This window comes from Streptomyces chisholmiae (genome assembly GCF_031845445.1).
Taxonomy (GTDB): Bacteria; Actinomycetota; Actinomycetes; order Streptomycetales; family Streptomycetaceae; genus Streptomyces; species Streptomyces chisholmiae.
In genome coordinates this window covers 130,624-145,819 of the sequence record NZ_JAVREO010000010.1, presented here as the reverse complement: position 1 = coordinate 145,819, position 15,196 = coordinate 130,624, and the positions used below count along the sequence as shown (strand labels likewise).

Below are 15,196 nucleotides of genomic sequence, written 5' to 3'. Positions count from 1 at the left end.
CGTTCACAGCTGGGTGGCGGCCCTCTCCGGGAGGCCGAAGCGGCCGGCCAGCGGGTTCCACAGCTCGGCGGCCCGCTCCTTGGCCGCGGTCGCGCGTCCGCTGGCGGCGTCGCCCGCGTTCGCGCTCCCGGTGTGCTGGGCCTGACCACCGCGGCAGACCTCGCCCCGGTTGCCGCGGGCCTCGTCGGCCCAGGCCGCGTAGTGGTCGTCGGCCTCGGCCGACGCCTGCCACGCCTCGGTCAGCGCCTGGATCAGCTGGTCGCTGTCGGGCAGCTGGTCCAGGGTCAGCTCGTTGAGCCGGTCCACCAGGCCGGTGCGCTGGTCGGCCGCGGCCCGCAGGTCGATGGCGGCCTGGTCCAGCTGCTCGCACTCCCGGATGTTGCCGACCGACCTGATCACCGCGTCCCGGCTGTCGTTGCTGTCGGCGAGCAGCGTGGACAGCGCCTCCGCCTGCGCCCTGGCCGCGGCCTCCGGGTCCTCGCCGGCGTCCGGCTCCTGCTCCGGCTCCCCGGCCGCGCCGTCGCTCTCGCCCGCGCCCCCGGTCTCCTCGCCCTGCGCCTCCGGCTGGACCGGGTCGTCGGACGAACCGCCGCCGTCGCCGCTCAGCAGGTAGCCGGCCAGCAGGCCGAGCACGGCGCAGCCGGCGATCACCGCGCCGACCAGCAGCGCCGGGCTCCTTCTTCGCTCCGGCCCTGGCCCGTCCTGCCAGCCGCCGCCACCACCGCCGGGGCCGCCGCCCTGCCAGCCGGCGGACGGGCCGGGCTGCCGCGCCGGCTCCCGGTCGGCGGCGGAGCGGAAGAGCTGGTTGAACGACACGTCGGGGCCGCCGGGGCCGCCGGCCTGGGCCGGCCCCCCGCCGCCGTCCAGCCGGGGCAGCGCCTGGGTGGCGTCCGGGCCACCGGCCGCGCCGCCGGCGGCCGGCGGGGTCGGCGCGGCCGACCGGTGCCGGCCCGGCTGCCGCGGCGGCACGGCCCGCAGCCTGGTCGTCTCGTCGGGGTTGGGGCCGGCCGGCGGCACCGGCGGCAGCAGCTGGGTGGCCGCCTCGCCGGGCGGCCCGTCGGTCACCGGCGGGATCAGCTCGGTGGCGCCCTCGTCGGGGGCGCCGGCCGCCGGGACGGCCCGGAGCAGCTCGGTCGCCGCGTCCTGCGCCGGGAACCGGTCGGTGACCAGCGGGATCAGCTCGGTGGCACCCTCGTCGGCGGCGCCGCCGGGCGGCGTCGGCTGGGCGCCCTGGCCCGGCGGGCCCGGCAGCGCCGGCCGCTGCCGGCCCTCCGGGAGCGCCGGCTGGGCTGGCTGGGCCGGTTGGCTCGGCTGGGCGTGCCGCGGCTCCTGGCCGGGCAGCGGGCGCGGGCCGGCCGGCGCGCCGGGCGCACCGCGCCCGCCCGGGCCGACCGCGCGGAGCTGCGTGGTGGTCTCGGTCGCCGGCGGCCGCCCCTGGCCGCCGGCGGGCGGCGCCGGCGGGCCGGCGGAGACCACGGGCGTCACCTGGGTCGGCATCGCGTGCTGGTCGGGCCCGGCCGGGGGCCACCCCGGCGGCTGGGCCGGCGGGGCCGGCGGCGCCCCGGGGGGCGCCGGCGGCACCTGCGGCACCACCTGGGTGGGCGGCGGCTGCCCGGGCCCGCCGGGCGTCGTCTGCCCCGGCCCCCAGTGCTGGCTCCACGGCTGGCCGGGCGGCGGCGGGGCCGGGGTCACGTCGGGGCGCGGCTCGCCGGGCACCGGGCCGGTTCCCGCCGGAAGCACCACACCCTCGCGCGGCTCGTCATCCCGTCCGTTGTGGCTCGTCACCGGGGGGCTCCTCGTTCGCTGCACGCACCTAGGCCGTCTCGCCGGGCCACGGTACCGGCTCACCGCAGACTGCTGTGCCACCCGGCGGTCGTCAAGTCCGAGCGATCAGACCGGAGTCGGCGCCAACGCCCAACGGCTGTCGAACTCCCGGACCAGACGGTGGTCGCGGTGCGGTTCCAATCGCCCCCTGAAGTCCGCGAAGTACTCGGCGCCACGGCCCGAGCGGAGCCCGGAGAGCAGCTCACCGGCCTCGCCCGCGGTGTGGCAGGCGTGTTCGAGATCACCCTCCTGAAGGTGGCCGGTGGCCATGATCAGCATGCCGATCGCGCGCCGCCGCGCGCGCTTGGCCGGGTGCCCGGCCACCGCCTCGGCGGCCCGCCGCTGCGCGGCCCGGCCCTGGCCCAGGTCACGGTGGCAGTGCGCCAGCTCGTCCGCGAGGTAGGCGGTGTCGAAGTGCCGGACCCACACCGGCTCGTCGGCGTCACCGCCGGCCGCGCCGGCACGTTCCTGCGCGGCCAGCGCCTCGGCGGCGGCCCGGCGGCAGCTCTCCCGGTCGCCCAGCTGGGCGTGGCCGCGCGCCTCCGCGGCGAGGAACAGCGCCCCGGCACGCGCCGGCACCTGCCCCCTGGTGCCCTCCTGCGCCGCCCTGGCCAGCTGGATCACCTCGCGCGGGTTGCCCAACTCGGCGGCCAGATGGCTCATTCCCGCCGCCAGCACATAGCCGCCGAAGCCCCGGTCGCCGGACGCCTGGGCCAGCCGCAGGGCCTGGATGTAGTAGCGCTGGGCGAGCCCGGGCAGCCCGCTGTCCACCGCCATGTAGCCGGCCAGCTCGGTCAGTCGGGCGGCGGCGGCGAAGAGCTGGCGGCCGGTGGCCTCCCGGTAGGAGCCGGCCAGCAGCCCGGCCACCACGCCGTTGAGGTAGTGCACCACCAGCGGCCGCACCTGGCCCGAGCCCCAGCGGCGGTCGAGGTCGACCAGCGCGGCGGTGGTGTCGGTCAGCGCCGCCACGTCGGCCTCGCCCACCCGGGGGCCGCCGGTCCTGGCGACCTCGGGGTCGGGCGGGGTGATCAGCCAGTCCCGGCTGGGCTCGACCAGCGCCGCCGGCGCCACCTGCGCCCCGCCCGGCGCGTACGGGTGGGTGCCGCGCTCCCCCTCGGTCCGCTGCACGTCGGAGCGCCACAGCTCGGCGGCCTGCTCCAGGGACTCGGGGAGGCCGGCGGCGAAGTGCAGCCCGACGGACGAGGTGAGCTGCCGGGTGGTGCCCATCCCGATCTCGTCCACGGTGACCGGGCGGCCCAGCTTGCGGCCGAGCGCCTCGGCGATCAGCTCGGGCGCCCGGCCACGCGGCTGCTGGCCGCGTATCCAGCGGGCCACCGAGGTCTTGTCGTAGCGGAAGTCCAGGGAGCGCTCGGCGGCGCACATGTTGACCCGACGGGCCAACCCGGCGTTGGAGCAGTTGGCCTCGCGGATCAGCGCGAGCAGTCGCTCGTTGGGCTGTCGGGCGATCAGTGGTCTGGCGGACATCCTTGACTCCCTTGGCCGATCGGCTCGCGGGTCGATCCCGGGCAGAACCATGCCCGGTCGATGTCGGCTCCATCCCGTATGCCCCGGTCGATGCACCCATGCGCCCCGGCCGTGGGACCCGGCGCACGGGCGGCGTCCGGCCGGGCGACGGCGGGGGCGCGCGGCGGGACGCGCCACGCCCGGGGCGGCGGGCCGATCCCGGGCCGGCCGGTGCCACCTGGGGGGATCAACGGAGGGCGGCCCGCCGCCCGTTGCGCGGCGGGGGGCGGCGCGCCGGGAGCGCGGGGGCGCGCGGCGGCCGACGCACCAGGGCGCGCCGCCCATGCGCGCACTCCCTCAACCGGCCCTGCGCGCCGGTCTGACGCCACGCACACACCCGCCGGGCGCCCCCGGGCGCCCCTGTCGCCCGCCGCGCAACGGGCGGACGCCGGGCGGCGGGACCAGCCGGGGCGGGGGTGTTTATATGGTGTGCCGCATGACCGATAACGGGGAAAAGGACATACCGCCCACACCAGGGAGAGTCGGGACCGCTTCTCAGCCATCCGTCCCGTCCCCGGCGCCCGCCGCCCCCGAGGGGGACCGCCCGCCCGCGGTCCGGGTGCGCGGACTGTGGAAGAGCTTCGGCGAGCAGTCGGCGGTCTCGGGCATCGACCTCGACCTGCCGGCCGGCCACTTCGTGGGCCTGGTCGGCCCCAACGGGGCCGGCAAGACCACCACCCTGTCGATGATCACCGGCCTGCTCCGGCCCGACGCCGGCCAGGTAGAGGTGGTCGGCCGGGACGTCTGGCGGGACCCGGTGGACATCAAGTCCCGGATCGGGGTGCTGCCCGAGGGACTGCGCCTCTTCGAGCGGCTCTCCGGCCACGAACTCCTCACCTACCTGGGCCGGATGCGCGGCCTCGACCCGGCGGAGCTGACCCGCCGCACCGACCAGCTCCTGGACGTGCTCGACCTGTCCGGGTCCCAGCACAAGCTGGTGGTGGACTACTCGACGGGGATGCGGAAGAAGATCGGGCTGGCCGCCGCCCTGCTCCACAACCCCGAGGTGCTCTTCCTCGACGAGCCGTTCGAGGGCGTCGACCCGGTGTCCGCGCAGGTCATCAGGGGGGTGCTGGAGCGCTACACCCAGTCGGGCGCCACCGTCGTCTTCTCCAGCCACGTGATGGAGCTGGTGGAGTCGCTCTGCGACTGGGTGGCCGTGCTGGCCGGCGGCCGGATCCGGGCGCACGGACCGACCGCGGAGGTCCGCGGCGACGCCGAGTCGCTGCACCACGCCTTCCTCGACCTGGTGGGAGTCCAGGGCAACCCGGAGGGCACCCAGCTGGACTGGCTGGGGGGCGCCCGGTGAGCGCGCCCGCCCTGGGCGCCGGCAGCATCACCGGGGTCTTCGTCCGGCTGAAGCTGTCGCTGCTGCGCAACGGCATGCGGCAGTCCTCCGGGAAGTCCGCCGCCTTCGTCGGCTCGCTGGTGCTCGCGGTGCTGGTCGGCGCCCTGGGCCTGCTGGCCATGGTGGCGCTGCGGCAGAGCGCCTACGGCCCGGACGCCGGTGTGGTGCTGACCGTGATGATCGCGGTGGGCTGGCTGTTCCTGCCGCTGTTCATCGGCGTGGACGAGACGCTGGACCCGGGCCGGCTGGCGATGCTGCCGCTGCGGCCCCGCCCGCTGCTGGTCGCCCAGCTGGCCAGCGGACTGGTCGGCGGCGGCCCGCTGTTCACCCTGCTGTTGCTGGTGGGCGCGGCGGTGGTGGCGGTGAACGGCACGGCCGCCGCGCTGGTCGCCGTGCTGGCCGTGCCGCTGACACTGCTCTTCTGCGTCACCCTCAGCCGCGCCGTGGCCACCGCCAACGCCCGGCTGCTGACCAGCCGCCGGGGGCGCGACCTGGCGGTGCTGAGCGGTCTCGTGGTGGCCTTCGGCCTCCAGGGGCTGAACCTGGGGCTGAGCCAACTGGCCGACGAGGACGGCAGCCTGGCCCCGGTGGGCACGATGGCGGACGTGCTGCGCTGGTTCCCGCCGGGCACCGCGGTCCAGGCGGTGGGGCTGGCCGACGAGGGCTCGATCGGGCTGGCGGTGCTGGCGCTCGCCGGTACGGCCGCCGGCTGGCTACTGCTCCTCGCCTGGTGGCAGCGGGTGTTGACGGCCCTGCTGACCACGCCTGACCAGTCCACGTTGCAGCCGCCCGGCGAGGCCGGTGGCGTGCGCGCCGGGCGGGAGCGGGGGCTGGCCGGCTGGCTGCCGACCGGCCGCACCGGCACGGTGATGCTGCGGGTGCTGCGCTACGCCTGGCGGGACCCCAAGGCGAAGATGTCCTGGGCCACCTCGCTGGGCATGGGCCTGCTGCTGCCGGTGATCTTCGGGGTGCAGGGCGAGGGCAGCGTCTACCTGTCCTGTTGGGCGGCCGGCCTGCTGGGGCTGCTGATGTACAACCAGTTCGGCGGCGACTACAGCGGCTTCTGGCTGGTGACGCAGACCATCAGCTCGCCCAGGGACGCCTTCGTCGAGCTGCGGGCCAGGACCCTGGTGATCTGCCTGCTGGGCACGCCGCTGTTGCTGGTCGTGGTGGTGGGCACGGCGGCGCTCTTCGACGACTGGGCGGCGCTGCCGACCGGACTCGGGGTGTGCGCGGCGCTGTTCGGCTCGCTGATGGCGGCCGGCGCGCTGGCCACCGCCTGGTTCCCGTACTCCATCCCGCAGGAGGGCGCGATGAAGAACGTCGCGCCGGGGCAGAGCGGGCTCGCCTGGGGCGGCATCCTGGCCGGGATGCTGGTCGGCGGGGTGCTCACGCTGCCGGTGCTGCTGCTGGCGTTCGCGCTGCGGGACGGCTCGTCGGGCTGGCTGCTGGTGCCGGTGGGCGTGGTCTGGGGCTTCGCCCTGTGCTGGGCGGGGCTCTGGGTGGCCGCCCGGCGGGTGGCGAACCGGCTGCCGGAGATCCTGGCCGCGGTGAGCAAGGGCTGAACCCGGCCGGGGCGGCCCGGCGGGGGCGCGGAAACGGCGACGGGCGCCAGCGGATCACGCTGGCGCCCGTCGTATGTGTCGAACGAGCCCGACGCCCCGGGGTGCGAGGCGGGCCGCTCGGGGGCGGGCCGCCGGCCCGCCCCCGCGATCAGCCGAGGAACGCGCCGGACTGGAGGTCCTCGATGGTGATGACCTCGGTCGCCGCCGGCTGCTCGGCCGGGACCGGCTCGTTGAACGAGCTGAAGTCGATGGTGCCGGCACCGGTGGCCGGGTCGTTGTTCTCGATGCGCAGCGGGAACGGGTCGCCCTCGGTGGCGACCACGATGGTGGCCTCGTCGCCCTCGTGCAGGGTGACCGCCGGGGTGCCGTCGATCTCGGTGGCCTCGCCCATGGTCAGGCCGACCGCGTTGCCGCCGGTGCCCATCTGGGAGAGGAAGGACTCCAGGTTGCAGGACTCCGCCGAGGAGTTCATCGGGGGCTCGTCGGCCGGGCCGTAGAGGAAGAAGCCGTCGAGCTGGCTCAGGATCGACTGGTCGGTCACGCCGGCGGCGGTGGACCAGAAGGTGGTGTCGGGGCGCAGCCACGCCTCGTTGCCCAGCTTGATGATCTCGAAGGAACCCTGCGAGCTCATCGAGATGGACCCGGCGCAGTCACCGTCGCGGCTGAGGTGGAGGTCGATCCCCATCTGCTCGCCGGCCTGGTCGATGTCGCCCACCATACGCAGCGCGTCCGCGCCCATCAGGGCGTCGAAGGCCTGGTCCGCGATGTCGTCCGCGGAGGCGCCGGCGAAGGCGTCGCCGCCGTCGGTCTCCTCCGCGGGCTCCTCCTCGTCGGTGCCCTTGTCCTGGGACTCGGTCTCCGTCGAGGCGTTGTCGTCGTTGTTGCTGTCATCGCTGGAACAGCCGGCCAGCGCGACCATGGCGGCCGCGGCCACGGCGGCGGTGGCCACGCGGGTGCGGCGGGTTATGAGACTCATCGTGCCCCCGAGGAGAGATGTGTTCTGAGTGGTCTAGAGGCACCAAGCTGGTGGTACCACGGCTCACGGTATCAACGCGCCCTCGACGAAATGCCGGAGAGTCGCCCGCCATGCGGTCGCCCGCTCCATATGCGGCAAATGCCCGGCTCCCGGGATGTCCGCGTAACTCCCCCTGGGCAGCACCCGGACCATCTCCTGCGCCTCCGCGCGCCCCAACTCGCCGTCCACCCCGCGCACCACCAGCGTCGGGCACGAGACCTCGGCCAACTCCTCCCAGTGCGCGTCGAAGGCGAAGCCCTCCCGGACCGCCAGGATCTGCTCCCGACTGAAGACCGGCCGCCAGCCGCCGGCCCGCCGGGCCATCACCTCGGCGAAGAACCGGCCCCGCGCCGGATCGGGCCGGCGCAGCGTCGGGTCGTGCTCGCCGAACCAGGCGCGCACCTCGTCGATCGAGGCGAACGGCAGCGGCCAGGAGCCGAGCCAGCGCCGCCAGCGGCGCTGCGCCTCGGCGCCGATCGCGGAGGCGCGCATCTCGCAGATCACCAGCGCCCGCACCAGATCCGGCCGCCGGGCCGCCAACCGCCAGGCGGTGAGCGCCCCCAGGCCGTGCCCGACGAGCAACACCGGGCCCAGCCCGAGCCGTTCGACCACGGCCTCGGCGTCCGCGGCGAAGGCGGCCGGATCGAACGGGCCGGCCGGCGGCTTCCCGCTGCGGCCGTGCCCCCGCTGGTCCAGCGCGACCGTCCGGAAGCGGGGCGCCAGCCAGCGCCCCGTCTCCGCCCAGTGCTCCCCATGCCCCATCAGCCCGTGCAGCAGCAGGGCCCCCGGACGGCTGGCCGAGCCCCGCCCGAACTCCCTGGCCACCAGCGGCAGTTCGCCATAGCCGGCCACCTCGATCACGCGCCCCATCGGACCGGCCCTCCCTTCCTCGACCCAGCCACACCGTCGCACCCCAGAATACCGAACACATATTCGAACAGCGGGGTTCGCGGCCCCCACTTCACCCCATCGAGGGAACGCGTCACCGGAGTTGACGGAGGCCGTCCCGGCCCGTCCACCACCTGGACCGCACCGGCACAGCACAGCGGCGGCCCGGGCCGGCCGCCACGTCTCCGTGCCGCCGGCCCGGGCCGCCGCTGGTGACCCGCCGCGCGCCGCCGCCGATCAGGCCTTGGCGACGAAGACGTGCATCGCCACCTGCTGGTCCAGCTCGGCCGACTCGCCGCCGCTGCCCACCTGGACCGCGCCGGCCCCGGCCGCCGTCACACTCACCGAGGCGCCCGGCTGCACGCCGGCCCGCCGCAGCGTGTGCATGACCTGGGCGTCCGTCTGCACCGGCTCGCCGATCCGCCGGACGATCACGGTCTTGCCGCCGTCGACGTCCAGCTCGGAGAGCGCGACCACGCCCTCGGCGAGGAACGGGTCGACGGCGCCCGGCTGCCCCAACTCCTCCAGGCCCGGGATCGGGTTGCCGTAGGGGGACTCCGTCGGGTGGTTCAACAGCTCCAGCACGCGGCGCTCCACGGCGTCGCTCATCACGTGTTCCCAGCGGCACGCCTCGGCGTGCACCTGCTCCCACTCCAGGCCGATCACGTCGACCAGCAGGCACTCGGCGAGGCGGTGCTTGCGCATCACCCGCTCGGCCAGCCGGCGGCCCTCCGTGGTCAGCTCCAGATGCCGGTCGCCGGCGACGGTGAGCAGGCCGTCCCGCTCCATCCTGGCCACCGTCTGGCTCACCGTGGGCCCGCTCTGCTCAAGCCGCTCGGCGATGCGGGCACGCATCGGGACCACCCCCTCCTCCTCCAGCTCCAGGATGGTGCGGAGGTACATCTCGGTGGTGTCGATCAGTCCGGACATGAAGTGCCCCTCGATCTCTCGTGCGGTGGCCCTATGGCAATTCTGACGCACTGCGCTGACAACGGACCCCGTCGCGGGTAACCGGGCGCGCGCATATTGACACCGAACTGGTCTGGACCATTACGGTGTGCCCTGAAGACCCCGATCCCCGCCACCGGCCAGCAGCAAGGGACGCCCGCAGATGCGCGAAGAAACCCTCGCCCACCAGTTCTTCGATGCCGCGATCGAGCTGCTGCGCCAGGTCAGAGACCAGGAGGCGGGGCACATCACCGAGGCCGCCACACTGATCGCCGACACGGTGAGCAACGGCGGCAAGGTGTTCGCCAGCGGCGCCGGGCACTCCGCGTTGCCCGCCCAGGATCTAGTCTACCGGGCAGGCGGTATGGCGCTGGTCAACCTGCTGGCCATCCCCGGCACCGTCGGGGTCGACGTCTCCCCCGCCACCCTGGGCAGCGCGCTGGAGCGGGTCAGCGGGCTGGCCCCGGCCACCCTGGACAGCAGCCCGGCCGCCCCCGGCGACCTGCTCATCGTGATCTCGCTCTCCGGCCGGAACACGCTGCCCATCGAGCTGGCCCAGCACGCGCGGGAACGCGGGCTGACGGTGCTCGGCGTCACCTCCGTCGGGTACGCCACCGGCACCGCGTCCCGGCACCCGTCGGGCACCTTCCTCAAGGACCACTGCGACGTCGTGCTGGACAGCGCCATCCCGATCGGCGACGCCACCCTGACCCGCGACGGCATCGGGGCACCGTTCGCGCCCGCCTCCACGGTGGTCACCTGCGCGCTGCTCCAGGCGGTCTTCGCCGAGGCGGCCGGCCGGCTGGCCGAGCGCGGCATCGAGCCGCCGCTGCTGCGCTCGGCCAACGTGGACGGCGGGGGCGCCTGGAACGAGCGGGTCTACCGGGAGCACAGCGAGCAGATCCTCTGGCGGCGCTGAGCCTCGGCCGGCCCTGGCCGGGCAGGCGGCGACGGGGCGGGCGACTCAGTCGCCGCCGTCACCTCCGCACCCGCCACCGCCGCCCCCGTCGCCGCCCGCGCCGCCGCGACCGCCGTACGAGCGGTTGCGGCGGATCTCCCGGAGGATCCGCTCGTTCTGTCGCCGTTGGCGCCTGTCCAGGTGGCGCCGGGACCTGTTGTCGATCCGCCGCTCCCAACGGGCCCGCCCGTCCCGGGCGCCACCGCCACCAGCACTGCTGACCAACCCCACCAGGGCCAGCACGACCACCACCACTACCAGCGCCTCCATAGCGCGCCCCTCCCTGCTCCCCGCTCGGCGAGCCCTACGCCTGACCTACCCGGCCGGCGCGGCGGTGGGTGGGGAGTGTCGGGTCGATGTCCGGGCGATGTCCGGGCGAGAACCCGGCCCACGACCGGCGGTCAGCGCCCGGCCAGCAACCGGGCCAGGTCGAGGACCGCGCCGACCCGCAGCGCCACCTCCTCGCCGTAGCCGGCGTCCAGCCGGTCGAAGGCCCGCCGGCCGCCGCCACGCAGGAAGGTCAGCGCCCCCAGCGCCCGGCCGCGGCTGCGCACCGGGACGCAGAGCGCGTGCTCGGCGGCGATCGGCCAACGGTGGTCCCTGGCCCAGGCGGACCGGGCGACGCCGCCGGTGGCCCGGACCGGGACCCCGCAGTCGACCGCCTGGAGCGCCGGGTGGCCCGCCCGGTAGCGGACGGCGACGCCGCTGGCCACCGCGGGGGCGAGCAGCCCACCGGGACTCTCCGCGAGCCGGACCAGGCCGCCGGCCTCGGCGGTGACGTCCAGCAGCACGTGCTCGGCGAACCCGGGCAGCGCGTAGTGCAGGTGCAGCAGCGCCGCGTCCAGCGGGTCGGCGCAGTCGGCCGCCGCCCGGGAGGCGCGGCTGAGCTGGCTGTCCCGGAACCGCTGACGGGCGGCGTCCTGCCCGGCGCGCTTGGCGTGCGTGATGTCCTGGAAGACCCAGGCCACCCCGAGCGGGGCCGGGTCGCCGACCACCGGGGACCCCAGCCGGAGGAAGCCGCTGCGCAGGCAGCGGCGCGGCTCGACGGGCCGGGTGTCGAACGGGGCCGGCTCGGGGAACCCGTCGTCGCCCCTGGTCAGCCACAGCTCCACCATCTCCTGCGGCGGCTGGCCGGCCAGCGTGTGCTCCAGGGCGCTCTCCAGCTCGTCCAGGCCGGCGACGAAGAACTCCGCCAGCGGCTCCCCCAGCAGGTCGAGGCTGGCCACCGAGAGGGCGTCAGCCGCCTGGCCGTTGGCGGCGACGGTGCGCAGGTCGGCGTCGACCAGCAGCACCCCGAACGGGGCCTCGGCCAGCAGCGCGTCGCTGAGCGCGAGGTGGCGTTCCAGGTCGAGCTGGGCGAGCGCCTCGCCGAAGGCGCAGTAGGCGCCGACCGGCCGGCCCTCCCGGTCGCGCACCGCCGTGACGGTGGCGCGCATCAGCACCCGGCTGCCGTCCGCGCGCAGCAGCGGGATCTCGCTGACCCGCCGGGCGGGGCCGCCGGCCGCGGCGGGCGCGTCCCGCAGCACGGCCAGCAGCCGGGCGGTCACCTCGGCCGCGTCCGCCTCGCGGACCAGCCAGCCGCCGAGCCCCGGCCGGCCGACGGCCTGCCCGGCGGTCCAGCCCAGCAGCGCCGTCGCCCGCTGGTTCCAGTGGGTGATCCGGCCACTGCCGTCGAGCGCGAACAGGGCCGCCTCCATGCCGCCCAGCAGGGCGGAGAGCAGCCGCTGGTCGGAGACCTGGCGGGCGGACGCGCTCTCCCCCGAGGCGTCCGGCCGCCCGGTGGTGGCGGAATGGTCGGCGTCCTCGCCCTGGTCGTCGTGGGTCGTTCCGGATGGGACCGCCTTGGAGTGAGCTGCCTCGAAATGTGTGGTCACCTGTCTTACCCCCAGCACAGGAGAGTGGGCACCGGTCGCGTGCGCCGATCCATTCAACTCCACGGTGACGTCCGTCACATAGGGTTTCAACGAATCTCGTTGCCGCACCGGGCGCCGGCCGACCGCGCGGCCGGCGGGGGCGGGGCCGGGTCGGGACTTAATTCCCTTGGCAGCGGGCGCCGGGTTCGCCTACCGTCTGAGGCACACGAGAAGGGAGGTGGTTCGGCAGATGTATGACAACCGGACGCGTGAGGTGACTGCGGCCTAGGTCGCTGGTTCACACGACACGTGGCGAAGCCGGCGCCGCCGGCCAATCCCAAGCAGTCACCCGATCCGCGAGCCGCCGGTAAGTCCGGCCGGCTCCCCGAGGCCCTCGTGGCCTCGGGGACCAAAGGCTCGCGGATCGTTTTTCTGTGCCCGCGCGCAGGGCCTCGGGCCCGCGCCGGCCAGCCCGGCCCGCGCGCCGGCGCCCACCCCCGGGCCGCCGGCGCGCGGGCCGCGGGCCGTTCAGGGGGAGAGCCGCCGCACCGACCAGCCGCCGTCCTCCGCCCGGACGTAGGCCAGCCGGTCGTGCAGCCGGTTGCTCCGGCCCTGCCAGAACTCCACCGCCTCCGGGGCGACGCGGTACCCGCCCCAGTTCGGCGGGGCCGGCACGTCCTCCTCCTCCGGGTAGCGCGCCGCCAGCTCCGCGTACATCCCGTCCAGCGCCTCCCGCGAGGCGACCGGCGCCGACTGCTCGCTGGCCCAGGCGCCCAGCTGCGAGCCGTGCGGGCGGGTGCGGAAGTAGGCCGCCGTCTCGTCCCGGCCGGTGCGGCGCACCCGGCCGGACACGATCACCTGGCGGCCGATCGGATGCCACGGGAAGAGCAGCGAGACCTGCGGGTTGACCTCGATCTCCCGGCCCTTGCGGGAGGCGTAGTTGCTGAAGAAGACGAAGCCGCGCTCGTCGAGGCTCTTCAGCAGGACCGTGCGCTGGCTGGGGCGGCCGGCGGCGTCGGCCGTGGCCAGCACCATGGCGTTCGGCTCGGCGAGCCCGCCGGCCGCCGCCTCGTCGAACCAGCGCCGGAACTGGGCGAGCGGCTCGGCGGCGACCGCCGCCTCACTCAGCCCGGCGTCGCGGTACGTGACCCGCATCGCCCCCAGGTCGGCGCCCGCCCCGGCCCCGGGGGGCCGGGCCGGCTGGGGCGGCGGCGGGGGCGCGGCGGGCGCGCCGGGGACCTGGGGCCGGCGGGATCGGTCGGCGTTCTCGGCGTGGGACACGGCCCATATCTTGCAACATGGGACTGACAGTGGCGGGCGCGCCGGGAATTCGTTCGCCGACCCCGTGCCGGCCCGACACGCCTGGTTAAGGTGGCCGCCAGGAAGACCACCCCCGGATGCCGAGGAGCCGCAGATGACCGCCGACTTCGTACCGGGCCTCGAAGGGGTCGTCGCGTTCGAGACCGAGATCGCCGAGCCGGACCGGGACGGTGGCGCGCTGCGCTACCGGGGCGTGGACATCGAGCAGCTGGTGGGCCACGTCCCGTTCGGGCAGGTCTGGGGGCTGCTGGTGGACGGCTCCTTCGAGCCGGGGCTGCCGCCGGCCGAGCCGTTCCCGATCCCGGTGCACTCGGGCGACGTGCGGGTGGACGTGCAGTCGGCGCTGGCGCTGCTGGCGCCGGTCTGGGGGCTGCGCCCACTGCTGGACATCGACGCCGAGCAGGCCAGGGACGACCTGGCCAGGGCCGCGGTGATGGCGCTGAGCTTCGTGGCCCAGTCGGCCCGCGGCCCCGGGCTGCCGATGGTGCCGCAGCGGGAGATCGACCGGGCGGCGACGATCACCGAGCGCTTCCTGCGGCGCTGGCGGGGCGAGCCGGACCCGCGCCATGTGGCGGCGCTGGACGCGTACTGGACGTCGGCGGCCGAGCACGGTATGAACTCGTCGACGTTCACCGCCCGGGTCATCGCCTCGACCGGTGCCGACGTGGCGGCGGCGCTCTCCGGCGCGGTGGGCGCCATGTCGGGGCCACTGCACGGCGGCGCGCCGTCGCGGGTGCTCGGCATGATCGAGGAGATCGAGCGGACTGGGGACGCGGCCGGCTACGTGCGGCGGAAGCTGGACGCCGGCGAGCGGCTGATGGGCTTCGGGCACCGGGTCTACCGGGCGGAGGACCCGCGGGCGCGGGTGCTGCGGCGCACCGCGCGGGAGTTGGGCGCGCCACGGTTCGAGGTGGCCGAGGCGCTGGAGCGGGCGGCGCTGGCCGAGCTGGCGGACCGCCGGCCGGATCGGGTGCTGGCCACCAACGTGGAGTTCTGGGCGGCGATCGTGCTGGACTTCGCCGAGGTGCCGGCCTCGATGTTCACCGCGATGTTCACCTGTGCCAGGACCGCCGGCTGGTCGGCGCACATCCTGGAGCAGAAGCGCACGGGCCGGCTGGTGCGCCCCTCGGCGCGCTATGTCGGCCCGCCGGCCCGCCCGGCGGCCGGGCTGCCGGACTACCCCGGCCACCCGGGCTCCCCCGGCTGAGCGGGCCGCACCGGGCCGGCCGGCCCGGTGCGGGCTGAGCGGGCCGGCCCGCCGGCCGGACCGCCCGCGGGCGGATCGGCCCGGCCTCGCACCGGGCACCGGATGGCCGGATACGGAACGAGTCAGAGACCGGAAACGGCCCGGGGGCTGGTCGGCCCCCGGGCCCTGGTGGGTCAGGCCGGCTCGACCGGGAGGGCGTGCAGCTCGACCGGCTCGTTGCTCGGCTTGCCGCCGACGCCGGGACAGGTGGAGAGGCGGTGGGCGATCTCCACGGCCCGCTCGTGGCTCGACACCTCGATCACCCAGTACCCGGCGAGGATCTCCTCCCGCCCGGCGTCCAGCCCCTCGCTGACCCGCGGCTCGCCGCCGTCGGTGGCCTGGACCGTGGTGGCGGCGCCGGGGCCGCCGAGACCGCGCGCGTCCACCAGCTCGCCGTTCCGCTGCAGCTCCTCGTTCAGCTCGGCCATGAAGGCGAAGAGCGCCTCGGTGTCCGCCTCGCTGTAGCCCGCCATGTCGGCTTCCCAGGTGGAGGCCTTGCTGGCGATCTGCACCATGTACTGCATCGAACTGCTCCCTCGTTCGGTTGGCTGTGGTTGGTTCGCGCGGTCGTGTCCGGGTCGGGGCGTCGCCGCTCGGTGGCTCGGCGCCGGGGCGCCGGGCCGGGCGGATCGTGCGGTGGTGTTGTCAGGGAGGACCGGGCGCGGGCGGCGAACTCATCGCCGCCCGGCGGTGTTTCTCCGGGCTCC

At 75.8% G+C, this 15,196-nt stretch carries 13 protein-coding genes; 4 read left to right on the top strand and 9 right to left on the bottom strand.

Features of this window, described 5'->3' with window-relative positions; all coding sequences use genetic code 11:
* Positions 1 to 3: 3 nt before the first annotated feature.
* On the bottom strand, positions 4 to 1,785 hold the full coding sequence (locus tag RM844_RS18160) for a hypothetical protein (RefSeq protein ID WP_311668298.1): 1,782 nt from the start codon (positions 1,783 to 1,785) through the stop codon (positions 4 to 6).
* Between the two features lie 105 nt (positions 1,786 to 1,890).
* A complete protein-coding gene (locus tag RM844_RS18155) occupies positions 1,891 to 3,309 on the bottom strand; it encodes a transcriptional regulator (RefSeq protein ID WP_311668297.1) in 1,419 nt (472 codons plus the stop codon).
* Positions 3,310 to 3,784: 475 nt separating this feature from the next.
* Between RM844_RS18155 and RM844_RS18150 the strand changes: the two genes are divergently transcribed.
* Together RM844_RS18150 and RM844_RS18145 are read left to right on the top strand one after the other, a co-directional pair.
* Positions 3,785 to 4,657 (top strand): ABC transporter ATP-binding protein, encoded by an 873-nt coding sequence (locus tag RM844_RS18150; RefSeq protein WP_394814540.1) that lies wholly within the window; start codon positions 3,785 to 3,787, stop codon positions 4,655 to 4,657.
* Complete coding sequence (locus RM844_RS18145) at positions 4,654 to 6,261, top strand: transporter (protein ID WP_311668295.1); 1,608 nt, start codon at positions 4,654 to 4,656, stop codon at positions 6,259 to 6,261. Before RM844_RS18150 ends, RM844_RS18145 begins: the two co-directional genes overlap by 4 nt.
* A gap of 148 nt (positions 6,262 to 6,409) precedes the next feature.
* On the opposite strand, the gene RM844_RS18140 is transcribed toward RM844_RS18145, so the two are convergent.
* The 3 genes from RM844_RS18140 to RM844_RS18130 all read right to left on the bottom strand — a co-directional run bounded on the left by RM844_RS18140 (position 6,410) and on the right by RM844_RS18130 (position 9,094).
* Entirely contained in the window at positions 6,410 to 7,237 is an 828-nt protein-coding gene (locus RM844_RS18140) for a hypothetical protein (RefSeq protein WP_311668294.1), read from the bottom strand.
* Between the two features lie 63 nt (positions 7,238 to 7,300).
* Positions 7,301 to 8,146, bottom strand: a complete 846-nt coding sequence (locus RM844_RS18135; RefSeq protein WP_311668293.1) for an alpha/beta fold hydrolase — start codon at positions 8,144 to 8,146, stop codon at positions 7,301 to 7,303.
* A gap of 255 nt (positions 8,147 to 8,401) precedes the next feature.
* Entirely contained in the window at positions 8,402 to 9,094 is a 693-nt protein-coding gene (locus RM844_RS18130; RefSeq protein ID WP_311668292.1) for a metal-dependent transcriptional regulator, read from the bottom strand.
* Positions 9,095 to 9,275: 181 nt separating this feature from the next.
* Here RM844_RS18130 and RM844_RS18125 point away from each other — a divergent pair, with 181 nt between their 5' ends.
* Positions 9,276 to 10,031 (top strand): SIS domain-containing protein, encoded by a 756-nt coding sequence (locus tag RM844_RS18125; protein ID WP_311668291.1) that lies wholly within the window; start codon positions 9,276 to 9,278, stop codon positions 10,029 to 10,031.
* 45 nt (positions 10,032 to 10,076) lie between these two features.
* Here RM844_RS18125 and RM844_RS18120 read toward each other — a convergent pair whose 3' ends face one another.
* From RM844_RS18120 to pdxH, 3 genes are all read right to left on the bottom strand, one after another.
* Positions 10,077 to 10,340 (bottom strand): hypothetical protein, encoded by a 264-nt coding sequence (locus tag RM844_RS18120; protein ID WP_311668290.1) that lies wholly within the window; start codon positions 10,338 to 10,340, stop codon positions 10,077 to 10,079.
* A 131-nt stretch (positions 10,341 to 10,471) separates the two neighbouring features.
* Entirely contained in the window at positions 10,472 to 11,944 is a 1,473-nt protein-coding gene (locus RM844_RS18115) for a PAS domain-containing protein (protein WP_311668289.1), read from the bottom strand.
* Between the two features lie 507 nt (positions 11,945 to 12,451).
* Positions 12,452 to 13,078 (bottom strand): pyridoxamine 5'-phosphate oxidase, encoded by a 627-nt coding sequence (pdxH, locus tag RM844_RS18110; protein WP_311668434.1) that lies wholly within the window; start codon positions 13,076 to 13,078, stop codon positions 12,452 to 12,454.
* A gap of 259 nt (positions 13,079 to 13,337) precedes the next feature.
* Here pdxH and RM844_RS18105 point away from each other — a divergent pair, with 259 nt between their 5' ends.
* Positions 13,338 to 14,450: a citrate synthase 2 gene (locus tag RM844_RS18105; protein ID WP_311668288.1), complete on the top strand. Its 1,113-nt coding sequence runs from the start codon at positions 13,338 to 13,340 to the stop codon at positions 14,448 to 14,450.
* Positions 14,451 to 14,623: 173 nt separating this feature from the next.
* On the opposite strand, the gene RM844_RS18100 is transcribed toward RM844_RS18105, so the two are convergent.
* Positions 14,624 to 15,013 carry a YciI family protein gene (locus RM844_RS18100; protein ID WP_311668287.1) on the bottom strand — a complete coding sequence of 130 codons (390 nt, stop codon included), beginning with the start codon at positions 15,011 to 15,013 and terminating at the stop codon, positions 14,624 to 14,626.
* Positions 15,014 to 15,196 lie beyond the last annotated feature (183 nt).

Bases quoted from the DNA above. Each gene is read 5' to 3' on its own strand.
- RM844_RS18155 (WP_311668297.1), bottom strand. From the start codon at position 3,309: ATGTCCGCCAGACCACTGATCGCCCGACAGCCCAACGAGCGACTGCTC.
- RM844_RS18150 (WP_394814540.1), top strand. From the start codon at position 3,785: ATGACCGATAACGGGGAAAAGGACATACCGCCCACACCAGGGAGAGTC.
- RM844_RS18140 (WP_311668294.1), bottom strand. From the start codon at position 7,237: ATGAGTCTCATAACCCGCCGCACCCGCGTGGCCACCGCCGCCGTGGCC.
- RM844_RS18135 (WP_311668293.1), bottom strand. From the start codon at position 8,146: ATGGGGCGCGTGATCGAGGTGGCCGGCTATGGCGAACTGCCGCTGGTG.
- RM844_RS18130 (WP_311668292.1), bottom strand. From the start codon at position 9,094: ATGTCCGGACTGATCGACACCACCGAGATGTACCTCCGCACCATCCTG.
- RM844_RS18125 (WP_311668291.1), top strand. From the start codon at position 9,276: ATGCGCGAAGAAACCCTCGCCCACCAGTTCTTCGATGCCGCGATCGAG.
- RM844_RS18120 (WP_311668290.1), bottom strand. From the start codon at position 10,340: ATGGAGGCGCTGGTAGTGGTGGTGGTCGTGCTGGCCCTGGTGGGGTTG.
- pdxH (WP_311668434.1), bottom strand. From the start codon at position 13,078: ATGCGGGTCACGTACCGCGACGCCGGGCTGAGTGAGGCGGCGGTCGCC.
- RM844_RS18105 (WP_311668288.1), top strand. From the start codon at position 13,338: ATGACCGCCGACTTCGTACCGGGCCTCGAAGGGGTCGTCGCGTTCGAG.
- RM844_RS18100 (WP_311668287.1), bottom strand. From the start codon at position 15,013: ATGCAGTACATGGTGCAGATCGCCAGCAAGGCCTCCACCTGGGAAGCC.